The organism is Phenylobacterium sp. (genome assembly GCF_019636135.1).
GTDB lineage: Bacteria > Pseudomonadota > Alphaproteobacteria > Caulobacterales > Caulobacteraceae > Phenylobacterium.
Genome location: NZ_JAHBYD010000006.1, coordinates 144,423 through 170,281, shown reverse-complemented (window position 1 = coordinate 170,281; position 25,859 = coordinate 144,423). Strand labels below are relative to the sequence as shown.

Here is a 25,859-nt window from a genome sequence, read left to right as displayed (position 1 = left end):
CGCCAGTAGCGGTAGGTCCAGAGCTGTTCGAAGCCGGCGCGGCGGTAGATGCGGCGGGCGGGGTTCGGCGCTTCGACCTGGAGGACGACGCGGGTGACTCCCCGGTCGGCCAGCGCGCGGCCGAAGGCGCCCAGGATGGCCGCGGCGTGGCCCTTGCCGCGGTGGGCCGGCGCGGTGCGCATGCCGTGGATTCCACCCCAGCCGTGGCAGACGGTGCAGACCCCGACCGCCTCGGTGGCGCCGCCCTCGCCGGCCGCGCCGTAGAGACCACCGGGCGAGCGGCCGAGGTTCCGGATGCGCCGCGCGCCTTCCTCGGGATCGAAGCCGTCGCCGAGGAACACGCCTTCCCAGGCGGCGTCGGGACGCGTGAGCAGGCGGGCGGGCGCGGCGCTGGCGGCGGCGAGGCGCGCGACGTCGCCGGTCTTCATCACCGTGGGCTGGCGGCCGGTCAGGCCGTGGCGCGCGACGGCCTCGCGGACGGGATCGAGCGCCGGGAGGTCGGCGAGCCGGAAGCCCGGGGCGATGGCGTGGTCCCGGAACGCCTCGACCACGCGGCCGACCGCGCCGGGGCCGACGTCATGGCTGAGCGGGACGGCGCTCTTGGCGCGGCCGATCGGACCGTCGTCCAGCGGCACGAGCCAGCCGTCGATCTCGAGGATCTGCGGCGGGGACACGGCGGCCACCACGGACCGCTCCATGGCCTCGATGTCGACTACGGGCATCCTTCTCCCCTTGCGGGAGAAAATCCTGCCCCGGACCTGATCCGGGGCGTCAACCGCAGGCTGACAGACAAGGGGTTGTGCGAGCTTTCCAGCCGCGTTGGCGCGTCAGCGCCGTTTTGATTCAACCACGGAAAACACAGAAAACACGGAAGGCGGCGGACCCGGCAGAGCCCCTTCCGTGTCCTTCCGTGTTTTCTGTGGTCCATCTCAAGGGCGCCTGCGGCGCAGGCTGCGCCGGACAACTCGGCACGACCCCGCATCCGGCGCGCTGCGCTGTCCACCTTCTCCCGCAAAGGGAGAAGGACCGGAGAAGCGCCTTCGTGGACGCTCACCCCTTTTCCCGCATGAGGCGGGCCTTGTCCCGGCGCCAGTCGCGCTCGGCGATGGTGTCGCGCTTGTCGCGGGTGTTCTTGCCCTTGGCGAGCGCGATCTCCAGCTTCGCGAGGCCCTTGTCGGACCAGTAGAGCCTGGTCGGGATCAGCGTGCGCCCTTCCCGCTGGACGGCGCCGATCAGCTTCTCGATCTGGCGGCGCTTGAGCAGCAGTTTCCGGTGCCGGCGCGGCTCGTGGTTGAAGTGCGGGCCGGCCTGGGCGTAGGGCGGGATGTCGGCGTTGACGAGGACGATCTCGTTGTTCTCCACCGCCGCGTAGCTCTCGGCGATGTTGGCCTTGCCGTTGCGCAGGCTCTTCACCTCGGAGCCGGTCAGCGCGATGCCGGCTTCGAGGGTCTCCTCGAGGAAGTAGTCGAACCGCGCGCGGCGGTTCTCGGCGATCAGCTTGCCTGCCATCCTCACCTCCCCCGCGAAGCGGCGGGAGGGGGACCATCCGCCGGAGAGCGGATGGTCCCCCTCCCGCCATCGCTGCCGCGATGGGGGAGGTAACGCGTATGACGGGCCTCCCCGATCATGCTCAGATAACGCCCGCCTCGCGCAGGCCGGCCAGCACCTCGGCGCGGGCGGCTTCCGAGCAGGGGACGAGCGGCAGGCGGCCGTCCTCGCGGCAGAGGCCCAGGTGGGCGAGCGCGAACTTGGTGGGCGACGGGCTGGCGTCGGCGAACAGCGACTTGTGCAGGCGGATCAGGCGGTCCTGGCCGTAGAGGGCGTCGGCCCAGCGGCCGGCCATGGCGTCCTCGTAGAAGGCCGAGACCTGCTCGGGCGCGACGTTGCAGGTGACCGAGATGCAGCCGTGGCCGCCGTGGGCCATGTAGCCCAGGGCCGAGTCGTCGTTGCCGGAGAGCATCACCCAGTCCTCGCCGCACTCCAGGCGCTGGAGGCTGGCGCGCGGCAGATCGCCGGTGGCGTCCTTGATGCCGACGATGTTGGGCAGCTTCGCCAGGCGGGCCAGGGTGGCGTTGGAGATATCCACACTGGTCCGGGCCGGCACGTTGTAGACCAGCACCGGAAGCTGCACGGCGTCGTTGATCGCCTTGTAGTGGGCGTAGAGGCCCTCCTGGCTGGGGCGGTTGTAGTAGGGCGTCACCACCAGGGCCGCATCGCAGCCGATCGCCTTGGCGTAGCGCACCAATTCGATCGCCTCGTCCGTAGAATTGGAGCCGGCGCCCGGGATCACCGGGACGCGGCCTCGCGCCGTCGCGACGCAGAGCTCCATCACCCGGCGGTGCTCTTCGTGGCTGAGGGTGGAGGCCTCGCCCGTGGTGCCGACGGGAATCAGGCCATGGACGCCGCCGGCGATCTGGCGCTCGACGAGGGCCACGAAGGCGTCCTCGTCCACCGCGCCGTCGCGGAACGGGGTCACCAGCGCCGGCAGGACGCCGCGGAAAAGAGGTTCGGACATGGGGTGCAAGGGGCCGAGTGCAAAAAGCCGTAAAGATGCCACCTGAAAGGCGACGTTCAGAATTGGCCGGACAATATGTTGCCGCGGGCTTGGCCCGCAATGTCGATTCGATCCATCCCCAGGTCCGGCCACCCCCGGTCGGGCCATCCCCAGGTCGGGGGGAGTAAAGTTGAACCCACGGGTCCGTAACGCATTGCTGGCCGGTTGCGCGGCCGTGGTGGCCACCACGGTGGCGCGCGCGCAGAGCGGCGACCCCATCGGCGACCTGATCGCGCAGGGCGGCCCGGCGCCGGCGCAGGCCCCGGCGACGCCCGCGGCGCGGCAGACGGTGGCGAACCCGCTCTCGGCCTCGGACCAGCAGACCTTCACCCAAGGGTTCGCGGCGGCGCGGCGCGGCGACGTGGACGGCGCGCGCTCGGCGATCGCGCGACTTCAGGACCCGGTCGCCAGGAAGCTCGTGACCTGGGCCATGGTCGACGTGAGCTCGGCGCGGCTCAGCTTCTACGAACTGGACGCGGCGCGGCGCGACCTCGCCAGCTTCCCGCGCGCGGCGCGCCGCCAGGCGGCGACCGAGGCGCTGCTGGAGACCTCGGGCAAGAGCCCCTCCGAGATCGCGGCCTGGTTCGGCGGCCAGCCGCCGGCGACCGCGCAGGGCGCGATGGCGCTGGCCTCGGCCTACCGATCGCTGGGCCGCAACGGCGAGGCGGGCGAGCTGATCCGCGCCTGGTGGCGCACCAGGAGCTTCGAGGCCGAGCCGCAGCGGCAGATGCTGGCCCGCTTCGGCGACGTGCTGACCATGGACGACCACGTCCGCCGCGCCGACATCCTGCTGTACGGCGCGCAAGGGCCCGCCGCGCGGGACATGATCGCCCTGCTGCCCGCCGACCGTCAGGCCGCGGCGCTGGCGCGGATCGCCCTGCGTTCGGGGAGCGACGGCGCGTATGCGACCCTCACGCCGGGCGACCAGGCCTCGCCGGGCGTGGCGTTCGAACGCGCCGCGGCGCTGCGCAAGAGGAGCCGCGAGGCCGAGGCCATCGCCCAACTGGCCTCGTTCCCGCGCGAAATGGTCACCAGCGACGGCGCGGGCCGGATGTGGGACGAACGCAAGCGCCTCGTCGCCTATGCGATCAAGCTGAACGACTGGAGGAGCGCCTATCAGGCCGCCGCCAATTCGGGCCTGAGCGAGGGCGCGGACGCCACCGAGGCCGAGTTCTACGCCGGCTGGATCGCGCTCAAGTACCTGAACGACCCGGGCGCGGCGGCGAAGCACTTCGCCGCCATCGAGCGTATCGGCTCGTCGCCGATCACCCGGGGCCGCGCCTTCTACTGGATGGGCCGCGCCGCCGAGGCCAAGGGCGACCGCGACCGCGCCGAGGACGCCTATCGCCAGGGCGCGCAGTACCTGACCACCTTCTACGGCCAGCTCTCGGCCGAGAAGCTGGGCCTGCCGATCACCCTGCCCCGCGACCCCGTGCCCACCGACGCCCAGCGCCGCGCCTTCGAGGGCCGCCCCGAGGTGCAGGCCATGCGGCTGCTGGCCGACCAGGGCCAGCGCGACCTCTTCCGCGTGTTCGCGCTGCACATCGACGACATCGTGCCCACGACGGTGGACGCCGCCCTGCTGGTGGACGCGATCCGCGGCTACGGCGACCAGGACACCTCGATGAAGGCGGCGCGGGCCGCGGCCACGCGGGGCCTGATCCTGATCGACCGCGCCTATCCGTACCGCACGCCGCCCAGCGTCGCGAACGCGCCGGAGCCGGCGCTGGTGCTGGGGATCACGCGCCAGGAGAGCGGCTTCGACCCCTCGGTGCGCTCGGGCGCCGATGCGCGCGGCATGATGCAGCTCCTGCCCTCGACGGCGGCCAGCGTGGCGCGGCGGATGGGCGAGCCCTACTCGGCCGCGCAGCTCTACGAGCCCGAGTACAACATGAAGCTGGGCTCGGCCTTCCTGGGCCAGCTCGTGAACCAGTTCTCGGGCAGCTACGTGATGGCCGCCGCCGGCTACAACGCCGGCCCCGGCCGGCCGACCCAATGGACGACGGTCTGCGGCGACCCGCGCGGCGCCACGTCGGACCCGCTCGACTTCATCGAGTGCATCCCGTTCTCCGAGACGCGCAACTATGTGATGCGGGTGCTGGAGAACATGACGGTGTACCGCGCCAAGCTGAACGGCGGCTCGGCCCCGATCACGCTCTCGGCCGACCTGCGCCGCGGCGGCTACAGCTACACGGCATCGAGCGGCCAGACGCTCACGGCGAGCACGCCCTGACACCGCTCATCCCCGCGCATGCGGGGACCCAGGCTTGCGTCCTCTCACGGCACGACCCCTCCGCCGGGGCGAGCGGCATCGAGGACAACGGCCGACCGCCCGGCGCGCCGCAGGCGTCCTGTTTTTCGAACCACGAACCACACGAACCACACGAACGACTCCGGGATGAACCCGCCCCATGAGCGCACCCCCGGCCCGTTCGTGTCTTTCGTGTGGTTCGTGGTTGAATCCATGCGGCGCCGACGCGCCCGGGCGCGCCTGAAGGTTCGCGCCGACGCTGGCCCACCAATACCGCTCATCCCCGCGCATGCGGGGACCCAGGCTTCACTCTTCAGGCCCCGGATCAAGAAAAGTCTGGGTCCCCGCATGCGCCGGGATGAGCGGAGGTTCAGGCCGCAGCGTCCGGCCTGGTGCGGAACCAGGCGATCACGAAGAGGGTCGCGAGCAGCATGTCGGGCGCGGTGATCATGGGGATCATGGCCGGGACGCGGCCCTGCAGGAACAGGCTCAGGCAGGAGACGAAGTAGATCACCTTGCCGGCCGCGCCGAGCAGCATGAAGGGGCGGAAGCGGGCCGGGTCGCGGCCGATGGCGAGGTAGCCGAACTGCCACATCAGGGTGGAAGCGGCGAAGCCGTAGTACATGTCGGGATGGCTGATCGGGGTGCTGGCGGCGGCCAGCGTCTTCTCCAGGAAGAACAGCGGGGCGATGATCAGGACGCCCCAGATCCCGCCGATGGTGAACACCCACTTCGCGAATGTCATCCCGAGCCCCTCCGCGTTGCGATCAGGATGGGGCCGGCGGCGGTCGGTTCCAATCGGCCATCCAGCGAGAACGCCTGTGCAAGGATGTATGGCTGAAGCGCCTCGGCGGGCGGTCCGTCGGCGACGACGCGGCCGGCGCTCAGCACCACCAGGCGGTCGCAGAAGCGGGCGGCCAGGCTGAGGTCGTGCAGGGTGAGGACGACGGCGGCGCCGCGCGCGGCCTCCTCGCGGAAGAGTTCGAGCGCCAGGAGCTGGGCGTCGGGGTCGAGGCCGGCGGCGGGCTCGTCGGCGATCAGCAGCGGCGCGCCCGTGACCAGCAGGCGCGCGAGCAGGACGCGGGCCCGCTCCCCGCCGGACATCTCCAGCACGCCGCGGCCTTCGAGGCCGGCGAGGCCGGCGCGGGCCAGGGCGGCGGCGGCGGCCGCGCGGGCGGCGGCGGTGGGCAGGCTGAACGCGCCGAGGCCGGCGACGCGGGCGGCGGCCATGTTCCAGCCGACGTGGCGCTCCTGCGGCAGGTAGGCGGCGAGCCGGGCGCGCTCGGGGTCGGCGAGGCGCGCGACGTCGCGGCCGGCGAGCTCGGCGCGGCCCGCGTCGAGTTTCGCGAGGCCGAGGGCGGCGCGGAGCAGCGTGGTCTTGCCGGCGCCGTTGGGGCCGACGACGCCGACCACCTCGCCGGGCCGGACGGTCAGGCTCGCGCCGTCGAGCACGGTCTGGCCCCCACGGCGGACCGTGGCGCCGTGGAGGGACAGCGCGCTCATCCCTTCCAGCTCCGGGCGGCGCGCCAGGCGATCATGGCGAAGAGCGGCGCGCCGAAGAGCGCGGTGACGACGCCCAGCTTCAGCTCCAGGTCAGTGGGGATGACGCGCGCGGCGATGTCGGCGGCGGCGAGCAGCACCGCCCCGGCCAGCGCCGACGGCAGCAGGACCCGGCCGGGGTCGCCGCCGGAGCCCGCGCGGACGAGGTGCGGCGCGGCGAGGCCCACGAAGCCCACGATGCCGGCCATGGCGACGGACGCCCCCGTCAGCAGCGAGGCGCCGGCGACCGCGGCGGCGCGCAGGCGGGCCATCGGCAGTCCGGAGAGCGCGGCGGTCTCCTCGCCCAGGGTCAGCATCACGAGGCCGCGCGAGGCGTAGAGGCAGAGGCCCGTCCCGATGGCCAGGGCCGGAAGCTGGCGGGCGATGTCGTCCCAGTCGCGGTTGGCGACCGAGCCCAGCAGCCAGGAGAACACCTCGGCCAGCGTCACCGGCGACGGCGAGAAGTTGAAGACCAGCGAGGTCAGCGCCCCGAGGAAGGCCGAGAAGGCGACGCCGAACAGGATCAGCGTCTCGGGCTCGCGGAAGCGGGCGGCGAGCCAGGTGAGGAGGACGCCGACCAGCAGGGCCGCGGCCAGCGCCGCGGCCTCGATGGCGCCCTGCGCGCCCGCGAGCCCTGCCGTGATCGCGAGTGCGGCGCCGAGCCCGGCTCCGCCGGAGACGCCGAGCACGCTGGGGTCGGCGAGCGGGTTGCGCAGCAGGCCCTGCATGACCGCGCCGGCGAGGCCGAGGGCGGCGCCGACGACGAGGGCGGCGACGGTGCGCGGCAGGCGGATGTCGAACAGGATCTCGTGCGGGGCGGACGCGGGGTCGGCGAAGCCCTGGGCGATCTGGGCAGCCGACAGCGTGACCTCGCCGAGCGCGAGGCCGGCGGCCATGAGCAGGAGCACGGCCGCGAGCAGCAGGAGGTTGAGCGCGAGCGGCCTCATCTTGCGGGCGCCTTCCGCGCCAGCATCTCGACCGCCTCGGCGGCGCTCCAGTCGGGACAGCCCAGCATCGCGCCCGGCAGGCTGGCGACGGCCGAGCGCCGCACCGTGCGCTGCAGGATGCGGTGGCGGCCGATGCCCCAACTGTCGCCCGCGAGCTGGAAGGTGTCGAAGAAGCCGGTCACGACGGCCCTGGGCGGCGAGAGCGCCAATTGCTCCAGCGACACCACCTGGAAGCCCGGCCGCGCCTCGGCGTTGGTGAAGCCCGCGCCCGTCAGGATGGCATCGACGAGCGTGCCCGGCCCGGCGCTGGCGCCGCCCGGCGTGAGGTAGAGCGCGCTGGCGCCCTTCCAGGCGCCGGCGGCGGCGGCGAGGCGGGCGTCCATGCGCGCGACGATCGCCTCGCCGGCCGGGCGCTGGCCCAGGGCGGCGGCGACCTGGCGGACATTGCGGCGGACGTCGGCGAAGCTCGTGGAATCGGCGATGGTCACCACCTTCACGCCCCGCGCCTCCAGCGCGCGGACGAGCCGCGGCTCCCCGCCCCAGTAGCGGACGACGAGGTCGGGGCGGACGGCGAGCGCGGTCTCCAGGTCGACGCGGCGCTGCGGCAGGCCCGCGGCGAGCGCGCGCAGGCGGGAGTCGGCGTCGTCGGCGCGGGTCGAGAGGCCCACGATGCTCGCGCGCGGGCTCATGGCCAGGACGTACTGGTCGGAGCACTGGTCGAGCGAGAGCACCCGCGGCGCGGCCTGGGCGGTCGCGGCCAGGCATGAGGCCAGAAGCCCCGCGACGCCTGCCACCCAACGTACGTCATGGCCGGGCTTGTCCCGGCCATCCATACGCGCTGAGTTCGCGAGGTGGACGTGCGTCATCGCAGCCGCGAGCCTGGTGAAGGCTGAGTTCATGGGTGGCCGGGACAAGCCCGGCCATGACGTTCGGAAAGGATCTCGCGCTAGTCGGCGACCAGGCCGTGGAGCATGCCGTCGAGGGCCACGCGCATCAGTTCGTCCGGCTCGGCCCAGCCGAAGTTCGGCCGGCTGACCATCAGGGCCACCACGCCGTGGCAGCCCATCCACAGCGCCTGGGCCGCCGAGTCGCCCGAGCCCGTCCGCAGACGGCCCTCGGCGGCGATCTCGCGCACCACGCCGGCGAAATGTTCGTAGCATTGGTGGCTCAGGTCCGACGGCGGCGCAGAGGCCTGCGATACCGGACCGCGGTCGCAATAGACAAGCTGATAGGCGTTCGGATGCTCCAGGCCCCAGCGCATGTAGCCTTCGAGGATCATGCGCAGGCGCACGACCGGGTCGAGGTTCAGGGCCGCGCACTCGGCGTTGCGCACCAGGAGTTGCGACAGCACCCCCTCTACGATCTCGTGGAGGATGCAGGCCTTGTCGTTGAAGTGCATGTAGAGGGCCGTCGACGACACGCCGACCTCGTCCGCGATCTTGCGGATGGTGGCGCCCTCATAGCCGTCGGCCACGAAGATGCGCTCGGCCGCCTCGAGAATCTCGGCGCGGCGGAGGTGGCCGTCTCCCTTGGCCTTGCGCGCGGTCTTCCGCGCCGCCGTGGCGACAGTGCTCATGGAGTCTCCCCACATCCGTGCAGCGCCGATAGCGGACCCCAATTCCACAACCGTGACAAGTCCTTGTCACCGGAGTTTGCGCGCATGCGTCTCTCCGCGTAAGGGGCGGCCATGAGCGCCGTCGAGACCGCCGCCGAGGCATTGGTGATGCGCACCCGGGGCTGGGGCGACTATGCGCTGCTGGATTCCGGCCATGGGCGGAAGCTGGAGCGGTACGGCCCGTACAGGGTCGTGCGGCCCGAGCCGCAGTGCCTGTGGACGCCGAGACTGCCCGAGAGCGCGTGGGCCGGGGCCGACGCCGTCTTCGACCCCACCGACGAGGAGGACGCGGGGCGCTGGCGGTTCAAGGGGCGGCCGAGGGAGGTGTGGCCGCTGTCGTGGGGCAAGGTGAGGTTCCAGGGACGGTTCACGGCCTTCCGGCACCTGGCGTTCTTCCCCGAGCAGGCGGCGAACTGGGCGTGGCTGGACGAGGCGGTGCGCGCCGCCGTTGGCCACGAGGGGGGCCAGCCCAGGGTGCTGAACCTGTTCGGCTATACGGGCGTGGCGAGCCTGGTGATGGCGGCGGCGGGCGCGGCGGTGACGCACGTGGACGCGTCGAAGAAGGCGGTGGCCTGGGCGCGGGAGAACGCGGAGCTGTCGGGGCTGGCCGACCGGCCGGTGCGCTGGATCACCGAGGACGCGCGCAAGTACGTGCAGCGCGAGGTGCGGCGGGGTTCGACCTATGAGGGGATCGTCCTGGACCCGCCGAAGTACGGCCGCGGGCCGGGCGGCGAGGTGTGGCGGCTGTTCGATGACCTGCCTGAACTTGCCGGGCTATGCGCCCAACTTCTCTCGGAAAACGCCAGGTTCCTGGTGCTGAACGCCTATGCCGAGCGGATCTCGGGCGCGGCGCTGGCCGGGCTGCTGGCGGAGAAGCTGGGCGGCCGCGGCGGGCGGATCGAGTGGGGCGAACTGGCGCTGGAGGAGGACCGCGGCGACCGGGCGATCGGCATGAGCTTCTTCGCGCGGTGGTCCGCGTGAGCAGCCGGACCATCACCTCCCTGTCGAACGACACGGTCAAGCGCGTGCGGGCGCTGCACATGCGCAAGGAACGCGACGAGACGGGGCTGTTCGTGGCCGAGGGGCTGAAGACCGTCATCGAGGGGATCGACACCGGCCACGCGCCGCGGATCCTGATGCACGGGCCCGACGCCGCTTCGCATCCCATGATGCGCAAGGCCGTCGCCGCGACTCTGGCCGCAGGCGGCGAGGTGATCGAGGTCACCCACGACATCCTGGCCAAGGTCTCGCGGCGGGAGAACCCGCAGGCCGTGGTGGGCGTGTTCCCGCAGGCGTTCGTGGCGCTGAGCGACGTGGCGCCCGGCGCGGCCGAGTGCGTGGTGGCGCTGCACCGGGTACGCGATCCGGGCAACCTCGGGACCATCGTGCGCACCGCCGACGCGGCCGGCTGCGGCGCGGTGGTGCTGGTGGGCGAGTGCTGCGACCCCTATTCGGTGGAGGCGGTGCGGGCGACCATGGGCTCGATCTTCGCCGTGCCGCTGGCCAAGGCGACCGAGGCCGGGTTCGCCGCGTGGCGCGCAGGCTGGACGGGCTCGGTAGTCGGCACCCTGCTCTCGGCCACGGCCAGCCACGCCGAGGCCGAGTACCGCAAGCCGGTGCTCGTCCTCATGGGCAACGAGCAGCAGGGCCTGACGCCCGACATGGCCGCCCTGCCCGACCTCAACGTGAAGATCCCCATGCGCGGCCGCGCCGACAGCCTGAACCTGAGCGTGGCGACCGGCGTGATGATCTACGCGGCGACCTCCCTCCCTTAATGGGAAGGGACAGGCGCCGCAGGCGCCAGGGTGGGGAAGCCTGACCCTGAGCGCCGGCGCTTCGGGATTGGCTGACCTCCACCCGCCCAGTTCTGGACCACACTGCCCCACCCTGGCCGCTCCGCGGCCTGTCCCTCCCCATTAAGGGAGGGAAGGATGTCACAACCACCCCGTCTCCCGCGTCCTGGGCGCAGAGAACAGGAGACCTCCCCCATGACCACGCGGATCAACATGTACGGCGTGAACCCGAAGGCGCTCGAGGGCATGATGACGCTCGAGGCGCACTTCAGGACGACGACCATCGAGCCCCTGCTGCGCGACCTGATCAAGATGCGCGCCTCGCAGATCAACGGCTGCGCCTTCTGCCTGCATATGCATTCCAAGGACGCCCGGGCGCAGGGCGAGCGCGAGGAGCGGCTCCACCTGCTGAGCGCCTGGCGGGAATCGAGCCTCTACACGCCGCGCGAGCGGGCGGCGCTGGCCTGGACCGAAGCGCTGACGCTGATCGCGCAGACCGGCGCGCCGGACGCCGACTACGAGGGCCTGAAGGGCCACTTCAGCGAGGCCGAGATCGTGGACCTTTCGCTGCTGATCACCACGATCAACGCCTGGAACCGCCTGGCCGTCGGCTTCCGCGGCCAGCACCCGCGCGCCTGGGCGCCGGAGCAGGCGGCGGCCTAGGTCCCGCGTGGTTTGGCCCTCGTCACGGCGGCGGCGGAGGCCGGGTCTTCGGGCCAGACGTGGCGGGGGTAGCGGCCCTTCATCTCGGTGCGCACCTCCTTCCAGGAGCCCTTCCAGAAGCCGGGCAGGTCCCGGGTGGTCTGGATGGGCCGGTGGGCGGGCGAGAGCAGCGAGAGCGTGAGCGGGACGCCGCCCACCATGGGGTGCTCGGAAAGGCCGTAGACCTCGCCCACGCGGACGTCGACGCGGGGGCCGGCCTCGGCGGCGTAGTCGATGGCGAAGCTGTTGCCGGTGGGCGCGGTCCAGCGGGCGGGGGCCTCGGCGTCGAGGCGGCGTTGCCGGTCCCACGGGATGAGGGCGCGCAGCGCGCCGTCGAGGACGTCGGGCCTGAGGTCGGCGAGGCGGCGGACGCCGTCGAGGATGGGCAGGAGCCAGTCGTCGAGCCGGGCGATGAGCGCCGCGTCGGAGAGGTCGGGCCACGCCGGGTCGCGGGCGTGAAGGAACCGGGCGCGCTCGCGCAGGGACTCCGCGGCCGGGCCCCAGGGCAGCAGCTTCAGCCCCTCGCGGCGGACACGCTCGGCGAGCGCGCGGGCGACCAGGGCCGGATCGGGATTGTCGTCGATCTCCTCGCGGATCGTCAGGCGGCCGAGGCGGGTGAGGCGCTTGGCGCGCAGGCGGCCGCCGCCGCTCTCCTCCAGGCGTTCCTCGACCTCGAACTGGCCGGCGAAGGCGGCGAGTTCGGCGGGATCGAGGGGTGCGGCGAGTGTGATGCGGTCGCGGGCCTGGCCGCCGCCGAGCTCGGCGATGGCGAGCCAGGGTTCGCGGGCGAGCGCGTCGGCGGGTTCGACGAAGGCGCCGCGGCCGGTGACGAGCTGGAACTCGCCCTGCCCGCCCCGCGCCTTGGCGATGCGCTCGGGGTAGGCGAAGGCGGTGAGCAGGCCGTCGGACAGCGGCTCGCCCCGGCCCGGCTTGCCGGCGAGGCCCGCCCAGCGGTCGGCGAGCGCCCTGGCGTCGCGGGCGCGGGGCGAGCGGTCGCGCTCCAGGGCGTCGAGGCGGTGGCGGATGTCGGCGTCACGGCCGCCGAGGCCGCGCTCGGTGATGAGGGCGGCGATGCGGGCGGCGCGGGCGGCCTGGCCGGTGTGGGCGGCCTTCAGGACCATGTGCGCGAGGCGGGGCGCGAGCGGCATGTCGGCGAGCGCGCGGCCGTGGCCGGTGAGCACGCCCCCGGCGTCGAGGGCCTCCAGGCGGCGGAGCAGCGCGCGGGCCTCGGCGAAGGCGGCGGCGGGCGGCGGGTCGAGGAAGGCGAGGCCCTGGGCGTCCTTGGCGCCCCAGCGGGCGAGGTCGAGGGCCAGGCCCGAAAGGTCGGCGTCGAGGATCTCGGGGTCGGCGTAGGCCGGCAGCGCGCGGGTCTCGGCCTCGTCCCACAGGCGGTAGCCGACGCCGGGTTCGGTGCGGCCGGCGCGGCCGCGGCGCTGGTCGGCGGCGGCGCGGCTGACGCGGACGGTGGCGAGGCGGGTCAGGCCGCTCGCCGGATCGTAGCGGGGGACGCGGGCGACGCCCGAGTCGATCACCACGCGGACGCCCTGGATGGTCAGGCTGGTCTCGGCGATGGAGGTGGCGAGGACGACCTTGCGCACGCCGTCGGGCGCCGGCTGGATCGCGCGGTCCTGATCCTTCGGGTCGAGGGCGCCGTAGAGCGGGGCGATCTCGACGTTCGCGCGGCGGCGCTCGGCGAGGCGTTCGGCGACGCGCAGGATCTCGCCCTGGCCGGGCAGGAAGACGAGCAGCGAGCCGCCCTCCTCCGCCAGCGCGCGTTCGACGGCGCGGACGACCTGGTCCTCCAGGCGGGCGGCGGGGTCGCGGCCGAGGTAGCGGGTCTCGACCGGGAACATGCGGCCCTGGCTCTCGACCACCGGCGCGTCGTCCAGCAGGCGCGCGACCGCCGCGCCGTCCAGGGTGGCGGACATGACCAGGAGGCGCAGGTCGTCGCGGATCAGCTTCTGGGCGTCGCGGGCCAGCGCCAGGCCGAGGTCGGCGTCGAGGCTGCGCTCGTGGAACTCGTCGAAGATGACGGCGCGGACGCCCTCCAGCTCCGGGTCGGCGAGCAGCATGCGGGTGAAGACGCCCTCGGTGACCACCTCGATGCGGGTGGCGGCGCTGACCTTCGTCTGCATGCGCACGCGATAGCCGACGGTCTGTCCGACCGGCTCGCCCAGGGTCTTCGCCATGCGGTCGGCGGCGGCGCGGGCGGCGAGGCGCCGGGGTTCGAGGACGATGATCCTGCCGCCCGCCGCCCAGGGCTCGCCGAGCAGCTCCAGCGGGACGACCGTCGTCTTGCCCGCGCCGGGCGGGGCCACGAGAACGGCGGCGCTGCCCGAGGACAGCGCCGCCTTCAGTTCCGGGAGTGCGTCGCGAATGGGCAGCATGGCGCCGCCAGGGCGTCAGCCCTGGCCCTGCGGAGGCTCGCCCACCTTGTGCGGCAGCTCGTGCGGCTCGCCTTCCGAACCCGCTACGAGGATTCCCTTGCCGAGGTTCGAGCTGCGGATGCCGTAGGCGAAGTACACGACGATCCCGATCACCAGGTAGATCAGGAAGAAGTTCCGGGTGTTCGGCGTCGACATCAGGCTCATCAGCAGGATCAGGCACATGACCGCGCCGAGGACGGGCACCACCGGATAGAACGGCGTGCGGAAGGGCCGGGCGAGCCCGGGATCGGTGCGACGCAGGTAGATCACCGTGATGCAGACCAGGGCGAACGCGGCCAGCGAGCCGACGTTCGAGAGGTCGGCCAGGTGGTCGAGCGACAGGAACCCCGCGGCCAGCATGGCGAGCAGGCCGACGACCAGGGTGTTGACGTAGGGCGTCTTGAACCTCGGATGCACCTTGGCGAAGACGGCGGGCATCAGGCCGTCTCGGCTGATCGTGTAGAAGACCCGCGTCTGGCCGTAGAGCAGCACCAGCATCACCGAGCTCAGGCCCGCGATGGCCCCCACCTTCACGGCGAAGGCGAACCACGGGAGGTGCATCTTGTCGGCGGCGAGCGCGATCGGCGCCGGCACGTCGAGCTGGGCGTAGGGGACGATGCCCACCAGCACGCCGCAGGTCAGGATGTAGAGGATGGTGCAGATCGTGAGCGCGCCCAGGATGCCGATCGGCATGTCCTTGCCCGGGTTCTTGGCCTCGGCGCCGGCGGTGGAGACCGCCTCGAAGCCGAGGTAGGCGAAGAAGATCACCGCCGCGGCGTGGATCACGCCGCCGATGCCGTACTTGTAGTCGGCGTTGCCGGTGATGACGTCGCCGAGCGCGCGGCCGATCTGGGCCAGCAGGCTCATGTCGGTCCCGGCCGGGCGGGCGGGGATCTCGGCCGGCACGAGCGGCGTCCACATCGACGTGTCGACGAACTTGAAGCCGATGACGATGAAGGCGATCACGACGGTGACCTTGATGGCCACCACGATGTTGTTGACCGTGGCGCTCTCGGTGACGCCGCGGATCAGCAGCAGGGTGACGAGACCGATGACGATGAAGGCCGGCAGGTTCATCACGCCCGTGCCGATGACGGCGCCGTCGTGGTCCTTGACGATCACCCCGGGCGCGGCCTGCAACGACGCCGGTATGTTGACGCCGAAGTCGTGCATCAGGCTCACGAAGTAGCCCGACCAGCCGACCGAGACGGTGGAGGCCGCCAGCCCGTACTCCAGCACGAGCAGCAGGCCCATGACCCAGGCCGCCCCCTCGCCCATCGAGGCGTAGGTGTAGGAGTAGGCGGAGCCCGACACCGGCAGGGCCGCGGCGAGCTCGGCGTAGCAGAGCGCCACGAAGGCGCAGAGCGTTCCGGTGATGACGAAGGAGATCATGATGCCCGGGCCGGCGAACTGGGCCGAGGCGCGGCCCGTCAGCACGAAGATCCCGGTCCCGATGATGCACCCGATGCCGAGAAGCACCAGGTTGATGGCGCCGAGCGAGCGCTTCAGCTCCCCGTGCTCGTGCTCGGCCTGTATCTGGGAGACCGACTTGCGCAGGAAGATGCGCGCAATTCCATTCGCCATACGGCTGTTTCCTGTATCGATTCCGCCCTCGAAATGGGGCGTTTGCGGGCACGCTAGACACAAGGGAACTTCACCGCAATTCCCCCACGACACGGGCGCGCTTCCCATTTCGACGCCGAGCCTAGATCATGGGCGGCGATGAACGCTCCGACGCCCGCCCCGCTCCCGATCCGTGCGCTGATCGCGCCGGTGACGCCCCTGCAGCAGAACTGCACCATCGTCTGGTGCGTGAAGACCCGGAAGGCGGCGATCATCGATCCCGGCGGCGAGGTCCCGCGGCTGATGGCGGCGCTGAAGGAGCACGACCTGACGCTGGAGAAGATCTGGATCACCCACGGCCACCTGGACCACGCCGGCGGCACGGCGGCGCTGAAGGCGCTGACGGGCTGCCCGATCGAGGGCCCCCACCCGGACGACCAGTTCTGGATCGACGACATCGGCGCGTCGGGCGCCAAGTGGGGCATGCCGGAGGCGCGCAGCTTCACGCCCGACCGCTGGCTGCACGACGGCGACCGGGTGACGCTGGGCGAGACCGAGTTCGAGGTCTACCACTGCCCGGGGCATACGCCGGGGCACGTGGTGTTCTTCCACCGGGAGGCGAAGTTCGCGCAGGTGGGCGACGTGCTGTTCCAGGGCTCGATCGGGCGCACCGACTTCCCGCGCGGCAACCACCAGCAGCTCATCGACGCGATCACCGGCAAGCTGTGGCCGCTGGGCGAGGACGTCCGCTTCGTGCCCGGCCACGGGCCGATGTCGACCTTCGGGCAGGAGCGCAAGACCAACCCGTTCGTCGCCGACATGGTGCTGGCGGACACATGAGCGCAGTGACACCCGGGTTTCAGGTGAGACATTCGCGCGTTACGGCCGGCGGCGAAGCTGGCGGGCATGGAGCTCACGACTGACATGGCCGGCGCCGGCGCCCGCATCCTGATGGTCGACGACGACCCGGGGATCCGCGACGTGGTCTCCGACTTCCTCGGACGCCACGGCTACAAGGTCGAGACCGCCGCCGATGCGGGCGAGATGGACCGGGCGCTGGAGCGTGGCCCCGTCGACCTGATCGTGCTCGACATCATGATGCCGGGCGAGGACGGGCTGGCGGTGTGCCGCCGCCTGACGACCACCGAGACCGCGCCGCCGATCATCATGCTGTCGGCCATGGGCGAGGACACCGACCGGATCGTGGGCCTGGAGCTGGGCGCCGACGACTACCTGGCGAAACCCTGCAATCCCCGGGAGTTGCTGGCGCGGGTCCGCGCCGTCCTGCGCCGCTCCGAGCAGCGCTCGGCCAGCGGCGCGCTGGGCGCCGGCTGCGAGTTCGCCGGCTGGCGGCTGGACCTGGTGCGGCGCGAGCTGCGCTCGCCCGACGGCGTGGTGGTGAACCTGAGCTCCGGCGAGTTCTCGCTGCTGCGGGCCTTCGTGGAGCGGCCGCAGCGGGTGCTGACCCGCGACCAGCTCCTGGAGTTCGCGCGCGGCCCCGACAGCGACGCCTTCGACCGCGCCATCGACGTGCAGATCAGCCGCCTGCGCCGCAAGCTGGACGACGGCGGCGGCGGCCACGACCTGATCCGGACGATCCGCAACGAAGGCTACATGTTCACCGCCAAGGTGAAGCGCACGTGAGACGGCCCGCGGCGCCGCTGCTGGTCCAACTCCTGACGCTGACCGGTCTGACGCTGGTGGCCGCCTGGGCGATGAGCACCCTGCTCCTCTTCGCCCTGCCCCCGCCGGCGCCCGACTTCTACCGGCTGTCCGAGATCGAGCGGACCTACCAGGGCGCCCACCTGGTGTTCACCGAGCGCAAGCCGCTGATGGTGAGGACCAGCGACCGGCGTCCCGGACCCGAGCTCGAGGGGCGCAGCATTCCCGAGATGCGCGACAAGATCGCCCGCGACCTCGGCGTGGCGCCGACGCGCGTGGTGATCGCCGGGGAACGCGCCCTGCTCTCCGACCGCCGCCTGGGGCGCGTCATCCGCGACCGCGCGGCCCGGGCAGGCATGCGCGGCGAAGAGCACTTCCTGATCTTCCCGTTCAAGGTCGGCGTGCAACAGGCCGACGGGACCTGGCGGATCGTGCAGCCCCAGACGGACCTGGGGCTGAGCGGCTGGCAGCAACGGCTGGCGCTGTGGTTCGCCCTGTCGGCGCTGCTGATGTCGCCGGTGGCCTGGCTGTTCGCACGGCGGCTCACCAAGCCGATCAAGGAGTTCGCCGAGGCCGCCGAGCGGCTGGGCCGCGACCCCCGCGCGGCGCCGCTGGAGCTGGTGAAGGGGCCGGCGGAGATCGGCATGGCCGCCCGCGCCTTCAACGAGATGCAGGGCCGCCTGCAGCGCTACGTCGAGGACCGCACCGCCATGGTGGGCGCGATCGCCCACGACCTGCGCACGCCGCTGACGCGCCTGCGCTTCCGCATCGAGGGCCTGCCCGAGGACCAGCGCGCGAAGTACAGCGCCGACCTGGACCAGATGGAGGAGATGATCACCGCCACCCTGGCCTTCGTGCGCGACGCCACCAAGACCGGCGAACGGACGCCGCTGGAGCTGTCGTCGCTGGTCGAGAGCCTGTGCGACGAGATGGCCGAGACGGGCGCGAAGACCGAGGTGGAGTCCGGCGAGAAGGTCGTGCTGACGGGCGATCCGATGGCGCTGCGCCGGCTGATCGCCAACCTGCTGGAGAACGCCGTGAAGTTCGGCGGCCGGGCGCGGGCGCGCGTGTTCGCCGACGCCGGCCATGCGGTGGTCGAGATCGACGACGACGGCCCCGGCATCCCGCCGGCCGACGCCGAGAAGGTCTTCGAGCCCTTCTATCGCCGAGAGCCGTCGCGCAGCCGCCAGACGGGCGGGATCGGCCTGGGCCTCGCCGTAGTGCGGACCATCGCCCGCGGCCACGGCGGCGACGTGAACCTGATCAACCGCACGGGCGGCGGCCTGACGGCGCGGGTGCAGTTGCCTCTCTAGGCAGGTGTACGCAGGACTTGCCGGCCGGGCGCGGAGGCGTCGACGCCACAGCGCCGTCTGTCGTAACGCCGTAGCCACACCACCACCCAACCCTCCTCCGTCGAGCAGGGCAATCGCATATGGATGCGGGCGGCCGAAAGGCCGTCAGTCAAACCGCAGAGATCGCGGAGATACGCAGAGGATTCCCGTGGATCCGCGAGCTTCTCTGCGCATCTCCGCGATCTCTGCGGTTCATGACTCGGGCGGACGAGCCGCCCACAAGCCATATGCGATCGCCCTGCTCCGTCGAGGAGGAGGGCGATCGCTTCCATCGGAGTTCCTCGGCGACTCTGCCCAGGCCACGCCGCCGCGAGCCGGTATCGGGACTGAAATCGGGTAGCAACGCTACGCGACCACAAGTCGCCGGGGGCTCATGCCGGCCCTTCGATACTGGACGGTCCATGAGCCAGACCTCGACACGCCGCCGTTTCCGCCTGCCGCGCGCCGCCTGGATCACGATCGCCGTGGTCGTGCTGGCGCTCGGGGCCGTCTTCGCCTGCCAGATGCGGCCCAGGGCGCCGAAGGATCCCTACCGCTTCGGCGCGGTGGAACAGGGCGACGTCACCCGCTCGGTCTCGGCCTCGGGCAGCCTGCAGGCGCTGGTCACGGTGGACGTGGGCTCGCAGATCTCGGGGCAGGTCGTGAGAGTGCTCGCCGACTTCAACGACGAGGTGAAGGCCGGCCAGACGCTGGCGGTCATCGACCCGCAGACCTTCCAGTCGCGCGTGGCCCAGAGCGCCGCCGACATCGCCGCCGGCGAGGCGGGCGTGCGCCAGGCGCAGGCGACGCTGGCCAACGCCGAGGCCGACTTCAACCGCAAGAAGGCGCTGGTGGACCAGGGCATCTACGCCCCCACGACGCTGGACCAGGCGACGGCGGCCATGAAGGTGGCGCAGGCGCAGGTGGCCGCCGCCCGCGCCCGGGTGAACCAGAGCCGCGCCACGCTGCGCAGCCAGCAGGTGGACCTGGGCCGCACCACCATCTCCTCGCCGATCGCCGGCGTCGTGGTCGACCGCAAGGTCGAGCCCGGCCAGACGGTGGCCGCCAGCCTGCAGGCGCCGGTGCTGTTCACCATCGCCCAGGACCTCTCGAAGGTGGAGGTGAAGATCAGCGTCGACGAGGCCGACGTCGGCCAGGTGCAGGAGGGCCAGAAGGTCCGCTTCACCGTCGACGCGTTCCCGGACGACACGTTCCAGGGGGTCGTGACCCAGGTGCGTAAGCAGCCCACCACCGAGCAGAACGTGGTCGCCTACACGGTCATCGCCCAGGCCGACAATCCGCAGCGCAAGCTGCTGCCCGGCATGACGGCCAACGCCGACATCGTCATCGAGACCCGCCGCAACGTGATGAAGGTCCCGTCCGTGGCGCTCCGCTGGACGCCGCCGTCCGCGAAGGAGCAGCGCGGCGGCCGGCGGCAGGGCCAGGGCGCCGGGCCGCCCGCGCCGAACGAGACCCTGGCCGAGGGGCGCGGGCGCGCCTCGGGCATGCGCGCGGGGACCGTCTATGTGCTGCGCGACGAGACGCCGGTGGCGATCCCCGTGCGGGTCGGCGCCACCGACGGCGCCTCGACCGAGATCCTCAGCCGCGGGCTGAAGGCCGGCGACCGGCTCATCGTCGGCGGCGGGCCGAAGGCCAGGGCGCAGCCCGGCGCCGGCGGACCGATGGGCGGCGGCCAGGTGCGGGTGAAGATGTGATCGCCGTCACCGACCTCACCAAGGTCTACCGGATGGGCGAGGAGGAGGTGCCGGCGCTGGCCGGCGTCTCGCTCGCCATCGCGCGCGGCGAGTACGTCGCCGTGATCGGGCCTTCGGGGTCGGGCAAGTCGACGCTGATGAACATCTTGGGCGGCCTGGATCGGCCCACCGCGGGCAGCTACCGCTTCGGCGGCGAAGAGGTGGGCAGGTTCAGCGACGACGAGCTGGCCGATTTCCGCCGCCGGCGGATCGGGTTCGTCTTCCAGTCCTTCCAGCTCCTGCCCCGGCTGACGGCCCTGCAGAACGTCGAGCTGCCGATGGTCTACGCTGGCGTCGCGCCGGCCGAACGCAAGGCGCGGGCGAAGGACCTGCTGGAGCGCGTCGGCCTGGGCGCGCGCGTGGGCCACAGGCCGACCCAGCTCTCCGGCGGGCAGCAGCAGCGGGTGGCCATCGCGCGCGCGCTTTCCAACCGCCCCGACCTGCTGCTGGCCGACGAGCCGACCGGCGCCCTCGACACCCACACGGGCGAGGAGGTGCTGAAGCTGTTCGAGGCGCTGAACCGCGACGGCCTCACGCTCGCCATCGTCACCCACGACCCCGACGTCGCCGCCCAGGCGCACCGGCGGGTGGCGTTCCGCGATGGCCTGATCGTCTCCGACGAGCGGAACGCGGCATGAGGTTCGTCGAGCTCGTCCGGTTCGCGCTGGGCGCCATCGTCGCCCACCCGATGCGCAGCGCGCTGACCTCGCTGGGCGTGGTCATCGGCGTCGCGGCCGTGGTGATGATGACCGCCATCGGCCTGGGGGCGCAGCAGCGCGTGACGGGCGCGATCTCGGGCCTGGGCTCGAACCTGATCATCGTCATGCCGAACTTCCAGCGCGGGCCGGTGAGCCAGGGCGCGGGCTCGGGCATGAGCCTGCGCGACAGCGACGCCGAGGCCATCGCCAGGCAGGTCGAGGACGTGGCCGCCGTCGCGCCCAGCGTGACCAGCCGCGCGCAGATGAACGCGGACGGCGCGAACTGGAACACCCGCGTCGAGGGCGTGACGCCCGACTACCTGATCGCCCGCGACCTCATCGTCGCCCAGGGCCGCATGTTCGACGCACGCGAGGCGCGGCAGGGCAAGAAGGTGATCGTGGTCGGCCCGACCGTGGCGCGCCAGCTCTGGGGCGACGCCGACCCGGTGGGCCGGCGCATCCGCGTGCGCACCGTGCCGTTCGAGGTGATCGGCGTGCTGGAGAGCAAGGGCAACGCGGGCCTCGGCCAGGACCAGGACGACGTGGCGCTGGCGCCGCTGGAGGCGGTGCGCTCGCGGCTGGTGGGCCGGCGGTTCCGGGGCGACACGATCCAGACGATCTACGTGAAGTCGACCGACGCCGACAGTCTCGACCGGGTGCAGGAGGACGTCATCGACCTGCTGCGCGACCAGCACCGCATCCGCCAGGGGGAGGAGGACGACTTCCAGACCCAGAACATGGCCTCGATCCTGGCCACCATGCAGGCGGCGGTGGCGACCTTCACGGTGTTCCTGGCGGCGGTGGCGGCGGTGTCGCTGGTGGTGGGCGGCGTGGGCATCATGAACATCATGCTGGTGTCGGTGACCGAGCGGACGCGGGAGATCGGCCTGCGGATGGCCGTCGGCGCCAGGCGGTCGGACGTGCTGATCCAGTTCGCGCTGGAGTCGGTGGCGCTCTCCATGGCGGGCGGGCTGATCGGGCTCGCCATCGGGATCGGCGGGGCGCTGGGGGTGGCGAAGCTGGCCGGGTGGCCGGCGGCGATCCCGCCCTGGGCGGCGCCCCTGGCGCTGGGCTTCTCCATGGCCGTGGGGCTGGTGTTCGGCGCCTATCCGTCGTGGCGGGCGGCCCGGCTCGACCCCATCGAGGCGCTCAGGCGCGAATAAGTCGCGGGCGCAACTGCAACCTTGACCGGTTTCGCGGGTTAGCCAGACCGCAAGCCCCTTGCGGGACGAACCTGTCAGAGCCGGAGACACCGCCACGACAAAGCCGCCCAGGGACCCCCGGCGCGACGCGCCACCGTCCCCCTCCGCGCAGCCGGCCGGTGGCGAACGGCCCGCGGCGCGCGTCCCGCGAAATCCCCCCGTTTCGCCGCCCGAGGAGCCTACCTCCATGCCCACCGTCGACACCGGAAAGCCCCGCGCCCGACGCGGCTTCGCCGCCATGAACCCCGAGCGCCGCCGCGAGATCGCCCGCAAGGGCGGCGCGAGCGTGCCCGGCGAGAAGCGCAGCTTCGCCAAGGACCGCGACCTCGCCGCCTCCGCCGGCCGCAAGGGCGGCGAAGCCAGCCGCGGCGGCGGCCGCACGCGCGGCCGCGAAGGCTGACGGGCATATGCGCGCCTTCTCCCCTGCGGGAGAGGGCGCGGTGGGGCGGCGTCGGCAAAGGGGCCAGGATCGGGGGGTGGCGCGAACCTTTCAGCTTCGAGGGCGCGTCGGCGCCGTTTTGATTCAACCACGAAGATCACCAAGAGCACGAAGGCGCCGCGGATGAACTGAGCGCAGCGCGCTTCCCGGACCCTTCGTGACCTTGGTGTTCTTGGTGGGCATGAGGGCGCCTGCGGCGCACACCGCGTCCGGGCCGCGGGATGCCGATGGCCCTAAGCCCGCAGCAGCACCACGGCGAAGGCGGGATCGGCGGTCTCCCAGCGCGCTTCCAGCGTCCAGCCGGATTCGGCGGCCAGGCGGGCGAAGCCGTCGAGCGTGAACTTGTGCGAGTTCTCCGTGTGCAGCGTCTCGCCCGCGCGGAAGCGGAAGGGCCGTCCCACGACGTGGACGGTCTGGTCCTTCAGGCTCTCCAGATGCATCTCGATCCGGCTCTCGGCCGGGTTCCAGACGGCGCGGTGACGGAAGGCCGACAGGTCGAAGTCCGCGCCCAGCTCATGGTTGATGCGGGTGAGCAGGTTCAGGTTGAAGGCGGCGGTAACGCCCGCGGCGTCGTCGTACGCCGGGACCAGCACCTCGGCCGGCTTCACGAGGTCGATGCCGACCAGGAAGGCCGCGCCCCTTCCCAGCAGCCGCCGCGCGCTCTCCAGGAACGCCTTCGCGCCCTCCCGGTCGAAGTTGCCGATGGTGGAGCCGGGGAAGAAGCCGACGACCGGCTTGCCCTCGGTCTCGGCCGGCAGGCGCAGCGCATTGGTGAAGTCGTCGCGCAGCGGGGCGACGGTAAGGCCCGGGTAGTCCGCGCGGATCGCCCTGGCGGCTTCCTCGAGCGCCGAGGCCGAGATATCGATCGGCACGTAGGCGGAGAGCTGCGGCGCGGCGTCGAGCAGGATCCGCGTCTTGGTGCTGGCGCCCGAGCCGAACTCCACCAGGGCCGCGCCGTCGGGGATGTGGCGCGCCATCTCGGGCGCCGTGCGCTTCAGCAGCGCGATCTCGGTGCGGGTGGGATAGTACTCCGGCAGTCCGGTGATCGCCTCGAACAGGCGCGAGCCCTCGGCGTCGTAGAAGTGCTTCGGCGGGATCGACTTCCGGGGCCTGGACAGCCCCTCGAGCACATCGGCCTCGAGGTCCGAGCGGCGAGCGCCCTCCCCGGCTCCGTCGAGCGCCAGGCGCAGGCCGGAGAACATCCAGCGCTGATGCGGGTAGAAGAAGTTGCGGTAGGTCGCCCGCGCATGGCCGTTCGGCGTCACGCAGGCCCCGCCGCGCAGGACGAACTGGCCCGACATGAACTTGCCGTTGTACTCGCCCACCGCGCCGGCGGCCGGCCGGAAGCCCGGATACGGGAGGTAGGCGCTGCGGGTCCATTCCCACAGGTCGCCGAACATCTCGCGCACGCCCTCGCCCGCCGGCGCGGGCTGGGCGCCGAGGCGGCCGGTCCCGAGGAAATTGCCGTCCTGCGTGACCGAGCCGGCGGCGTGCTCCCACTCGGCCTCGGTGGGCAGGCGCGCGCCGGCCCAGGCGGCGTAGGCGTCGGCCTCGAAGTAGCTGAGGTGGCTGACGGCCTGCGCGGGATCGAGCGGGCGCAGGCCGGTCAGGCCCATGATCCGCCAGCCGTCATCCGTCTCGCGCCAGTAGACCGGCGCCTGCCAGCCCTCGGCGCGACAGAGCGCCCAGCCGTCGGAGAGCCAGAACTCGGCGCGGCGATAGCCGCCGTCGGCCATGAACGCCAGCCACTCGGCGTTGGTGACCAGGCGCTCGCCCAGGCGGAACGGCTCCAGCCAGGTCCGGTGGCGCGGGCCCTCGTTGTCGAAAGCGAACCCCTGCCCGTCATGCCCGATCTCGACCAGGCCGCCCGCGAAGGCGGCGAAGGTCATCGGGCCGGGATCGACGGCCGGGTGGCCGGCGCGCGGCGGGGCGAAGGCGGGGTTGAGCGGCGACTGGGCGAAGAGGTGCAGGATGTCCATCAGGATCAGTTCCTGATGCTGCTCCTCATGCGCCAGCCCCAGGTCGAGCAGGCCCGCGAGATCGCCCGCCCCGGTCGCCAGGAGGCGCTCCATGCCGGCGTCCACATGCGCGCGATAGGCGAGTACATCGGCGACCGAGGGGCGGGTGATCAGCCCCCGCGCCGGCCGCGGCTGCCGCGGGCCGACCGCCTCGTAGTACGAGTTGAAGAGGTAGCCGAACCTCGGGTCGAACACCCGATAGCCCGGCAGGTTCGGGACCAGCATGAAGGTCTCGAAGAACCAGGTGACGTGCGCCAGATGCCACTTCGTCGGACTGGCGTCCGGCATCGACTGGGCGCCCATGTCCTCCGGCGTCAGCGAGCGGGTCAGCGCCTCGGTCCCCCGTCGCACGGCGCGATAGCGGGCGACGGCGTCGCTGGCGGGCCCCTGCGGATCCGCGCGCAGGCGGTCGTCAGGCCGACGGTCGGTCTCGCGCATCACCATTCCCTCTCGAAAGCCGCCCGGCGTGTCTCCCGCGGGCAAGATGGGGACGAAACCGGAACACGGCAACGGCCCCGACCGTGCGCAATCGCCATCGCCTGTCCGGCAACGCCCGTTCCGGACGCACAGTTCCGCGCGCCGCCGCCTTTTTGGCCGGAACGGTCTCTCAACCCTTGCGTTCAACTGCACACTAGCGGCTGCTGGTCCGGTCGGGCGGCCGGAGTCACCCAAGGGGTCTGTATGAGTTCCGTGTCGAGTTGGCGCGACGACGTCGTTGGCCTGATCCCCGCGCTCAGGGCGTTCGCCTGGTCCCTGAGCCACAACGGGTCCGACGCCGACGATCTCGTGCAGGATACGCTGATCAAGGCGTGGTCCAACCGCGACAAGTTCGAGCCCGGCACCAACCTGCGCGCGTGGCTCTTCACGATCCTTCGGAACACCTACTACACGAACGTGCTGCGCCGCCGCCGCGAGGTGCGCGACGAGATGGGCGAGTACGCCAGCACGCTGAAGACCCCGCCGACGCAGGACTGGACGATCGCCATGCGCTCGCTGCAGGACGCCCTGCAGCAGTTGCCGGCCGAGCACCGCGAGGCGCTGATCCTGGTGGGCGCCGCCGGACTCTCCTACGAGGAAGCGGCCGACATCTGCGGCTGTGCGCTGGGCACCATCAAGAGCCGCGTGAACCGCGCCCGCGCGCGCCTGCTGAAGATCATGGACGCCGACGAGCCGGCCGACGTCATGGCCCTGGAGACGGCCGCGGTGCTGGGGACGGCTTAGACTCTTCCTTATCCTCGAGCTGCTCGACGACGCGCATCACGTGCTCGGGCACGCCGCGGTCTTCGAGCTTCTTGAACGAAGCCTTCAACGCCGCATCGAGCGCGGCCGCCGTCTTGCGGTCGGTCATCTGCCCCGGAGCCCTGT

At 72.2% G+C, this 25,859-nt stretch carries 24 protein-coding genes; 12 read left to right on the top strand and 12 right to left on the bottom strand.

All coding sequences use genetic code 11. The annotated features are described in order from the left end of the window. From KF737_RS06420 to dapA, 3 genes are all read right to left on the bottom strand, one after another. On the bottom strand, positions 1 to 722 hold a 722-nt coding region (locus KF737_RS06420; protein ID WP_296451730.1), incomplete at its 3' end, for a GNAT family N-acetyltransferase. A gap of 328 nt (positions 723 to 1,050) precedes the next feature. Further along, positions 1,051 to 1,509: an SsrA-binding protein SmpB gene (gene smpB, locus KF737_RS06415; RefSeq protein ID WP_296451727.1), complete on the bottom strand. Its 459-nt coding sequence runs from the start codon at positions 1,507 to 1,509 to the stop codon at positions 1,051 to 1,053. A 121-nt stretch (positions 1,510 to 1,630) separates the two neighbouring features. Next, positions 1,631 to 2,515 carry a 4-hydroxy-tetrahydrodipicolinate synthase gene (dapA, locus tag KF737_RS06410; RefSeq protein ID WP_296451724.1) on the bottom strand — a complete coding sequence of 295 codons (885 nt, stop codon included), beginning with the start codon at positions 2,513 to 2,515 and terminating at the stop codon, positions 1,631 to 1,633. Positions 2,516 to 2,684: 169 nt separating this feature from the next. On the opposite strand from dapA, the gene KF737_RS06405 reads away from it, so the two are divergent. Further along, positions 2,685 to 4,787, top strand: a complete 2,103-nt coding sequence (locus KF737_RS06405; RefSeq protein WP_296451721.1) for a lytic transglycosylase domain-containing protein — start codon at positions 2,685 to 2,687, stop codon at positions 4,785 to 4,787. Between the two features lie 388 nt (positions 4,788 to 5,175). Here KF737_RS06405 and KF737_RS06400 read toward each other — a convergent pair whose 3' ends face one another. From KF737_RS06400 to KF737_RS06380, 5 genes are all read right to left on the bottom strand, one after another. Further along, positions 5,176 to 5,550, bottom strand: a complete 375-nt coding sequence (locus KF737_RS06400; RefSeq protein WP_296451719.1) for a hypothetical protein — start codon at positions 5,548 to 5,550, stop codon at positions 5,176 to 5,178. After that, positions 5,547 to 6,308, bottom strand: coding sequence for an ABC transporter ATP-binding protein (locus KF737_RS06395; RefSeq protein WP_296451716.1), 762 nt, complete (start codon positions 6,306 to 6,308; stop codon positions 5,547 to 5,549). Before KF737_RS06395 ends, KF737_RS06400 begins: the two co-directional genes overlap by 4 nt. Then, a complete protein-coding gene (locus tag KF737_RS06390; protein WP_296451713.1) occupies positions 6,305 to 7,291 on the bottom strand; it encodes an iron ABC transporter permease in 987 nt (328 codons plus the stop codon). Before KF737_RS06390 ends, KF737_RS06395 begins: the two co-directional genes overlap by 4 nt. Beyond that, the gene (locus KF737_RS06385; RefSeq protein WP_296451711.1) at positions 7,288 to 8,085 is read right to left on the bottom strand and encodes an ABC transporter substrate-binding protein; all 798 of its coding nucleotides are present in this window, start codon (positions 8,083 to 8,085) and stop codon (positions 7,288 to 7,290) included. The genes KF737_RS06390 and KF737_RS06385 overlap by 4 nt, the downstream gene beginning before the upstream one ends. A gap of 152 nt (positions 8,086 to 8,237) precedes the next feature. Further along, a complete protein-coding gene (locus KF737_RS06380; RefSeq protein WP_296451709.1) occupies positions 8,238 to 8,867 on the bottom strand; it encodes a TetR/AcrR family transcriptional regulator in 630 nt (209 codons plus the stop codon). Between the two features lie 111 nt (positions 8,868 to 8,978). Here KF737_RS06380 and KF737_RS06375 point away from each other — a divergent pair, with 111 nt between their 5' ends. The 3 genes from KF737_RS06375 to KF737_RS06365 all read left to right on the top strand — a co-directional run bounded on the left by KF737_RS06375 (position 8,979) and on the right by KF737_RS06365 (position 11,362). After that, entirely contained in the window at positions 8,979 to 9,887 is a 909-nt protein-coding gene (locus KF737_RS06375; protein ID WP_296451706.1) for a class I SAM-dependent methyltransferase, read from the top strand. Next, positions 9,884 to 10,681 carry an RNA methyltransferase gene (locus tag KF737_RS06370; protein WP_296451704.1) on the top strand — a complete coding sequence of 266 codons (798 nt, stop codon included), beginning with the start codon at positions 9,884 to 9,886 and terminating at the stop codon, positions 10,679 to 10,681. The genes KF737_RS06375 and KF737_RS06370 overlap by 4 nt, the downstream gene beginning before the upstream one ends. Before the next feature lie 213 nt (positions 10,682 to 10,894). After that, positions 10,895 to 11,362, top strand: coding sequence for a carboxymuconolactone decarboxylase family protein (locus KF737_RS06365; protein WP_296451702.1), 468 nt, complete (start codon positions 10,895 to 10,897; stop codon positions 11,360 to 11,362). Here the strand turns inward: KF737_RS06365 and hrpB are convergent. Together hrpB and KF737_RS06355 are read right to left on the bottom strand one after the other, a co-directional pair. Further along, positions 11,359 to 13,788: an ATP-dependent helicase HrpB gene (hrpB, locus tag KF737_RS06360; protein ID WP_296451700.1), complete on the bottom strand. Its 2,430-nt coding sequence runs from the start codon at positions 13,786 to 13,788 to the stop codon at positions 11,359 to 11,361. The genes KF737_RS06365 and hrpB overlap by 4 nt on opposite strands. 15 nt (positions 13,789 to 13,803) lie before the next feature. Beyond that, on the bottom strand, positions 13,804 to 15,411 hold the full coding sequence (locus KF737_RS06355) for an amino acid permease (protein ID WP_296451698.1): 1,608 nt from the start codon (positions 15,409 to 15,411) through the stop codon (positions 13,804 to 13,806). A gap of 138 nt (positions 15,412 to 15,549) precedes the next feature. On the opposite strand from KF737_RS06355, the gene KF737_RS06350 reads away from it, so the two are divergent. The 7 genes from KF737_RS06350 to KF737_RS06320 all read left to right on the top strand — a co-directional run bounded on the left by KF737_RS06350 (position 15,550) and on the right by KF737_RS06320 (position 22,437). Then, positions 15,550 to 16,230 (top strand): MBL fold metallo-hydrolase, encoded by a 681-nt coding sequence (locus KF737_RS06350; protein WP_296451696.1) that lies wholly within the window; start codon positions 15,550 to 15,552, stop codon positions 16,228 to 16,230. A gap of 66 nt (positions 16,231 to 16,296) precedes the next feature. Next, positions 16,297 to 17,034 carry a response regulator gene (locus KF737_RS06345; RefSeq protein WP_296451693.1) on the top strand — a complete coding sequence of 246 codons (738 nt, stop codon included), beginning with the start codon at positions 16,297 to 16,299 and terminating at the stop codon, positions 17,032 to 17,034. Next, entirely contained in the window at positions 17,031 to 18,365 is a 1,335-nt protein-coding gene (locus KF737_RS06340) for an ATP-binding protein (RefSeq protein ID WP_296451691.1), read from the top strand. Before KF737_RS06345 ends, KF737_RS06340 begins: the two co-directional genes overlap by 4 nt. Before the next feature lie 440 nt (positions 18,366 to 18,805). Continuing rightward, positions 18,806 to 20,098 carry an efflux RND transporter periplasmic adaptor subunit gene (locus KF737_RS06335; RefSeq protein ID WP_296451689.1) on the top strand — a complete coding sequence of 431 codons (1,293 nt, stop codon included), beginning with the start codon at positions 18,806 to 18,808 and terminating at the stop codon, positions 20,096 to 20,098. Continuing rightward, positions 20,095 to 20,775, top strand: a complete 681-nt coding sequence (locus tag KF737_RS06330) for an ABC transporter ATP-binding protein (RefSeq protein WP_296451686.1) — start codon at positions 20,095 to 20,097, stop codon at positions 20,773 to 20,775. Before KF737_RS06335 ends, KF737_RS06330 begins: the two co-directional genes overlap by 4 nt. Continuing rightward, positions 20,772 to 21,998 carry an ABC transporter permease gene (locus KF737_RS06325; RefSeq protein WP_296451684.1) on the top strand — a complete coding sequence of 409 codons (1,227 nt, stop codon included), beginning with the start codon at positions 20,772 to 20,774 and terminating at the stop codon, positions 21,996 to 21,998. The genes KF737_RS06330 and KF737_RS06325 overlap by 4 nt, the downstream gene beginning before the upstream one ends. Positions 21,999 to 22,224: 226 nt before the next feature. Next, on the top strand, positions 22,225 to 22,437 hold the full coding sequence (locus KF737_RS06320) for a general stress protein (RefSeq protein WP_296451682.1): 213 nt from the start codon (positions 22,225 to 22,227) through the stop codon (positions 22,435 to 22,437). Positions 22,438 to 22,709: 272 nt separating this feature from the next. Here the strand turns inward: KF737_RS06320 and egtB are convergent, their stop codons facing one another. Then, positions 22,710 to 24,932: an ergothioneine biosynthesis protein EgtB gene (egtB, locus tag KF737_RS06315; protein WP_296451680.1), complete on the bottom strand. Its 2,223-nt coding sequence runs from the start codon at positions 24,930 to 24,932 to the stop codon at positions 22,710 to 22,712. Positions 24,933 to 25,175: 243 nt separating this feature from the next. Between egtB and KF737_RS06310 the strand changes: the two genes are divergently transcribed. Next, a complete protein-coding gene (locus KF737_RS06310) occupies positions 25,176 to 25,715 on the top strand; it encodes a sigma-70 family RNA polymerase sigma factor (protein ID WP_296451678.1) in 540 nt (179 codons plus the stop codon). On the opposite strand, the gene KF737_RS06305 is transcribed toward KF737_RS06310, so the two are convergent. Then, a complete protein-coding gene (locus KF737_RS06305; protein WP_296451677.1) occupies positions 25,675 to 25,842 on the bottom strand; it encodes a hypothetical protein in 168 nt (55 codons plus the stop codon). The genes KF737_RS06310 and KF737_RS06305 overlap by 41 nt on opposite strands. Between the last annotated feature and the right edge of the window lie 17 nt (positions 25,843 to 25,859).

Coding starts and splice junctions, on each gene's coding strand:
- smpB (WP_296451727.1), bottom strand. CDS start 1,509: ATGGCAGGCAAGCTGATCGCCGAGAACCGCCGCGCGCGGTTCGACTAC.
- dapA (WP_296451724.1), bottom strand. CDS start 2,515: ATGTCCGAACCTCTTTTCCGCGGCGTCCTGCCGGCGCTGGTGACCCCG.
- KF737_RS06400 (WP_296451719.1), bottom strand. CDS start 5,550: ATGACATTCGCGAAGTGGGTGTTCACCATCGGCGGGATCTGGGGCGTC.
- KF737_RS06395 (WP_296451716.1), bottom strand. CDS start 6,308: ATGAGCGCGCTGTCCCTCCACGGCGCCACGGTCCGCCGTGGGGGCCAG.
- KF737_RS06390 (WP_296451713.1), bottom strand. CDS start 7,291: ATGAGGCCGCTCGCGCTCAACCTCCTGCTGCTCGCGGCCGTGCTCCTG.
- KF737_RS06380 (WP_296451709.1), bottom strand. CDS start 8,867: ATGAGCACTGTCGCCACGGCGGCGCGGAAGACCGCGCGCAAGGCCAAG.
- KF737_RS06375 (WP_296451706.1), top strand. CDS start 8,979: ATGAGCGCCGTCGAGACCGCCGCCGAGGCATTGGTGATGCGCACCCGG.
- KF737_RS06365 (WP_296451702.1), top strand. CDS start 10,895: ATGACCACGCGGATCAACATGTACGGCGTGAACCCGAAGGCGCTCGAG.
- hrpB (WP_296451700.1), bottom strand. CDS start 13,788: ATGCTGCCCATTCGCGACGCACTCCCGGAACTGAAGGCGGCGCTGTCC.
- KF737_RS06355 (WP_296451698.1), bottom strand. CDS start 15,411: ATGGCGAATGGAATTGCGCGCATCTTCCTGCGCAAGTCGGTCTCCCAG.
- KF737_RS06350 (WP_296451696.1), top strand. CDS start 15,550: ATGAACGCTCCGACGCCCGCCCCGCTCCCGATCCGTGCGCTGATCGCG.
- KF737_RS06345 (WP_296451693.1), top strand. CDS start 16,297: ATGGAGCTCACGACTGACATGGCCGGCGCCGGCGCCCGCATCCTGATG.
- KF737_RS06335 (WP_296451689.1), top strand. CDS start 18,806: ATGAGCCAGACCTCGACACGCCGCCGTTTCCGCCTGCCGCGCGCCGCC.
- KF737_RS06325 (WP_296451684.1), top strand. CDS start 20,772: ATGAGGTTCGTCGAGCTCGTCCGGTTCGCGCTGGGCGCCATCGTCGCC.
- KF737_RS06320 (WP_296451682.1), top strand. CDS start 22,225: ATGCCCACCGTCGACACCGGAAAGCCCCGCGCCCGACGCGGCTTCGCC.
- egtB (WP_296451680.1), bottom strand. CDS start 24,932: ATGCGCGAGACCGACCGTCGGCCTGACGACCGCCTGCGCGCGGATCCG.
- KF737_RS06310 (WP_296451678.1), top strand. CDS start 25,176: ATGAGTTCCGTGTCGAGTTGGCGCGACGACGTCGTTGGCCTGATCCCC.
- KF737_RS06305 (WP_296451677.1), bottom strand. CDS start 25,842: ATGACCGACCGCAAGACGGCGGCCGCGCTCGATGCGGCGTTGAAGGCT.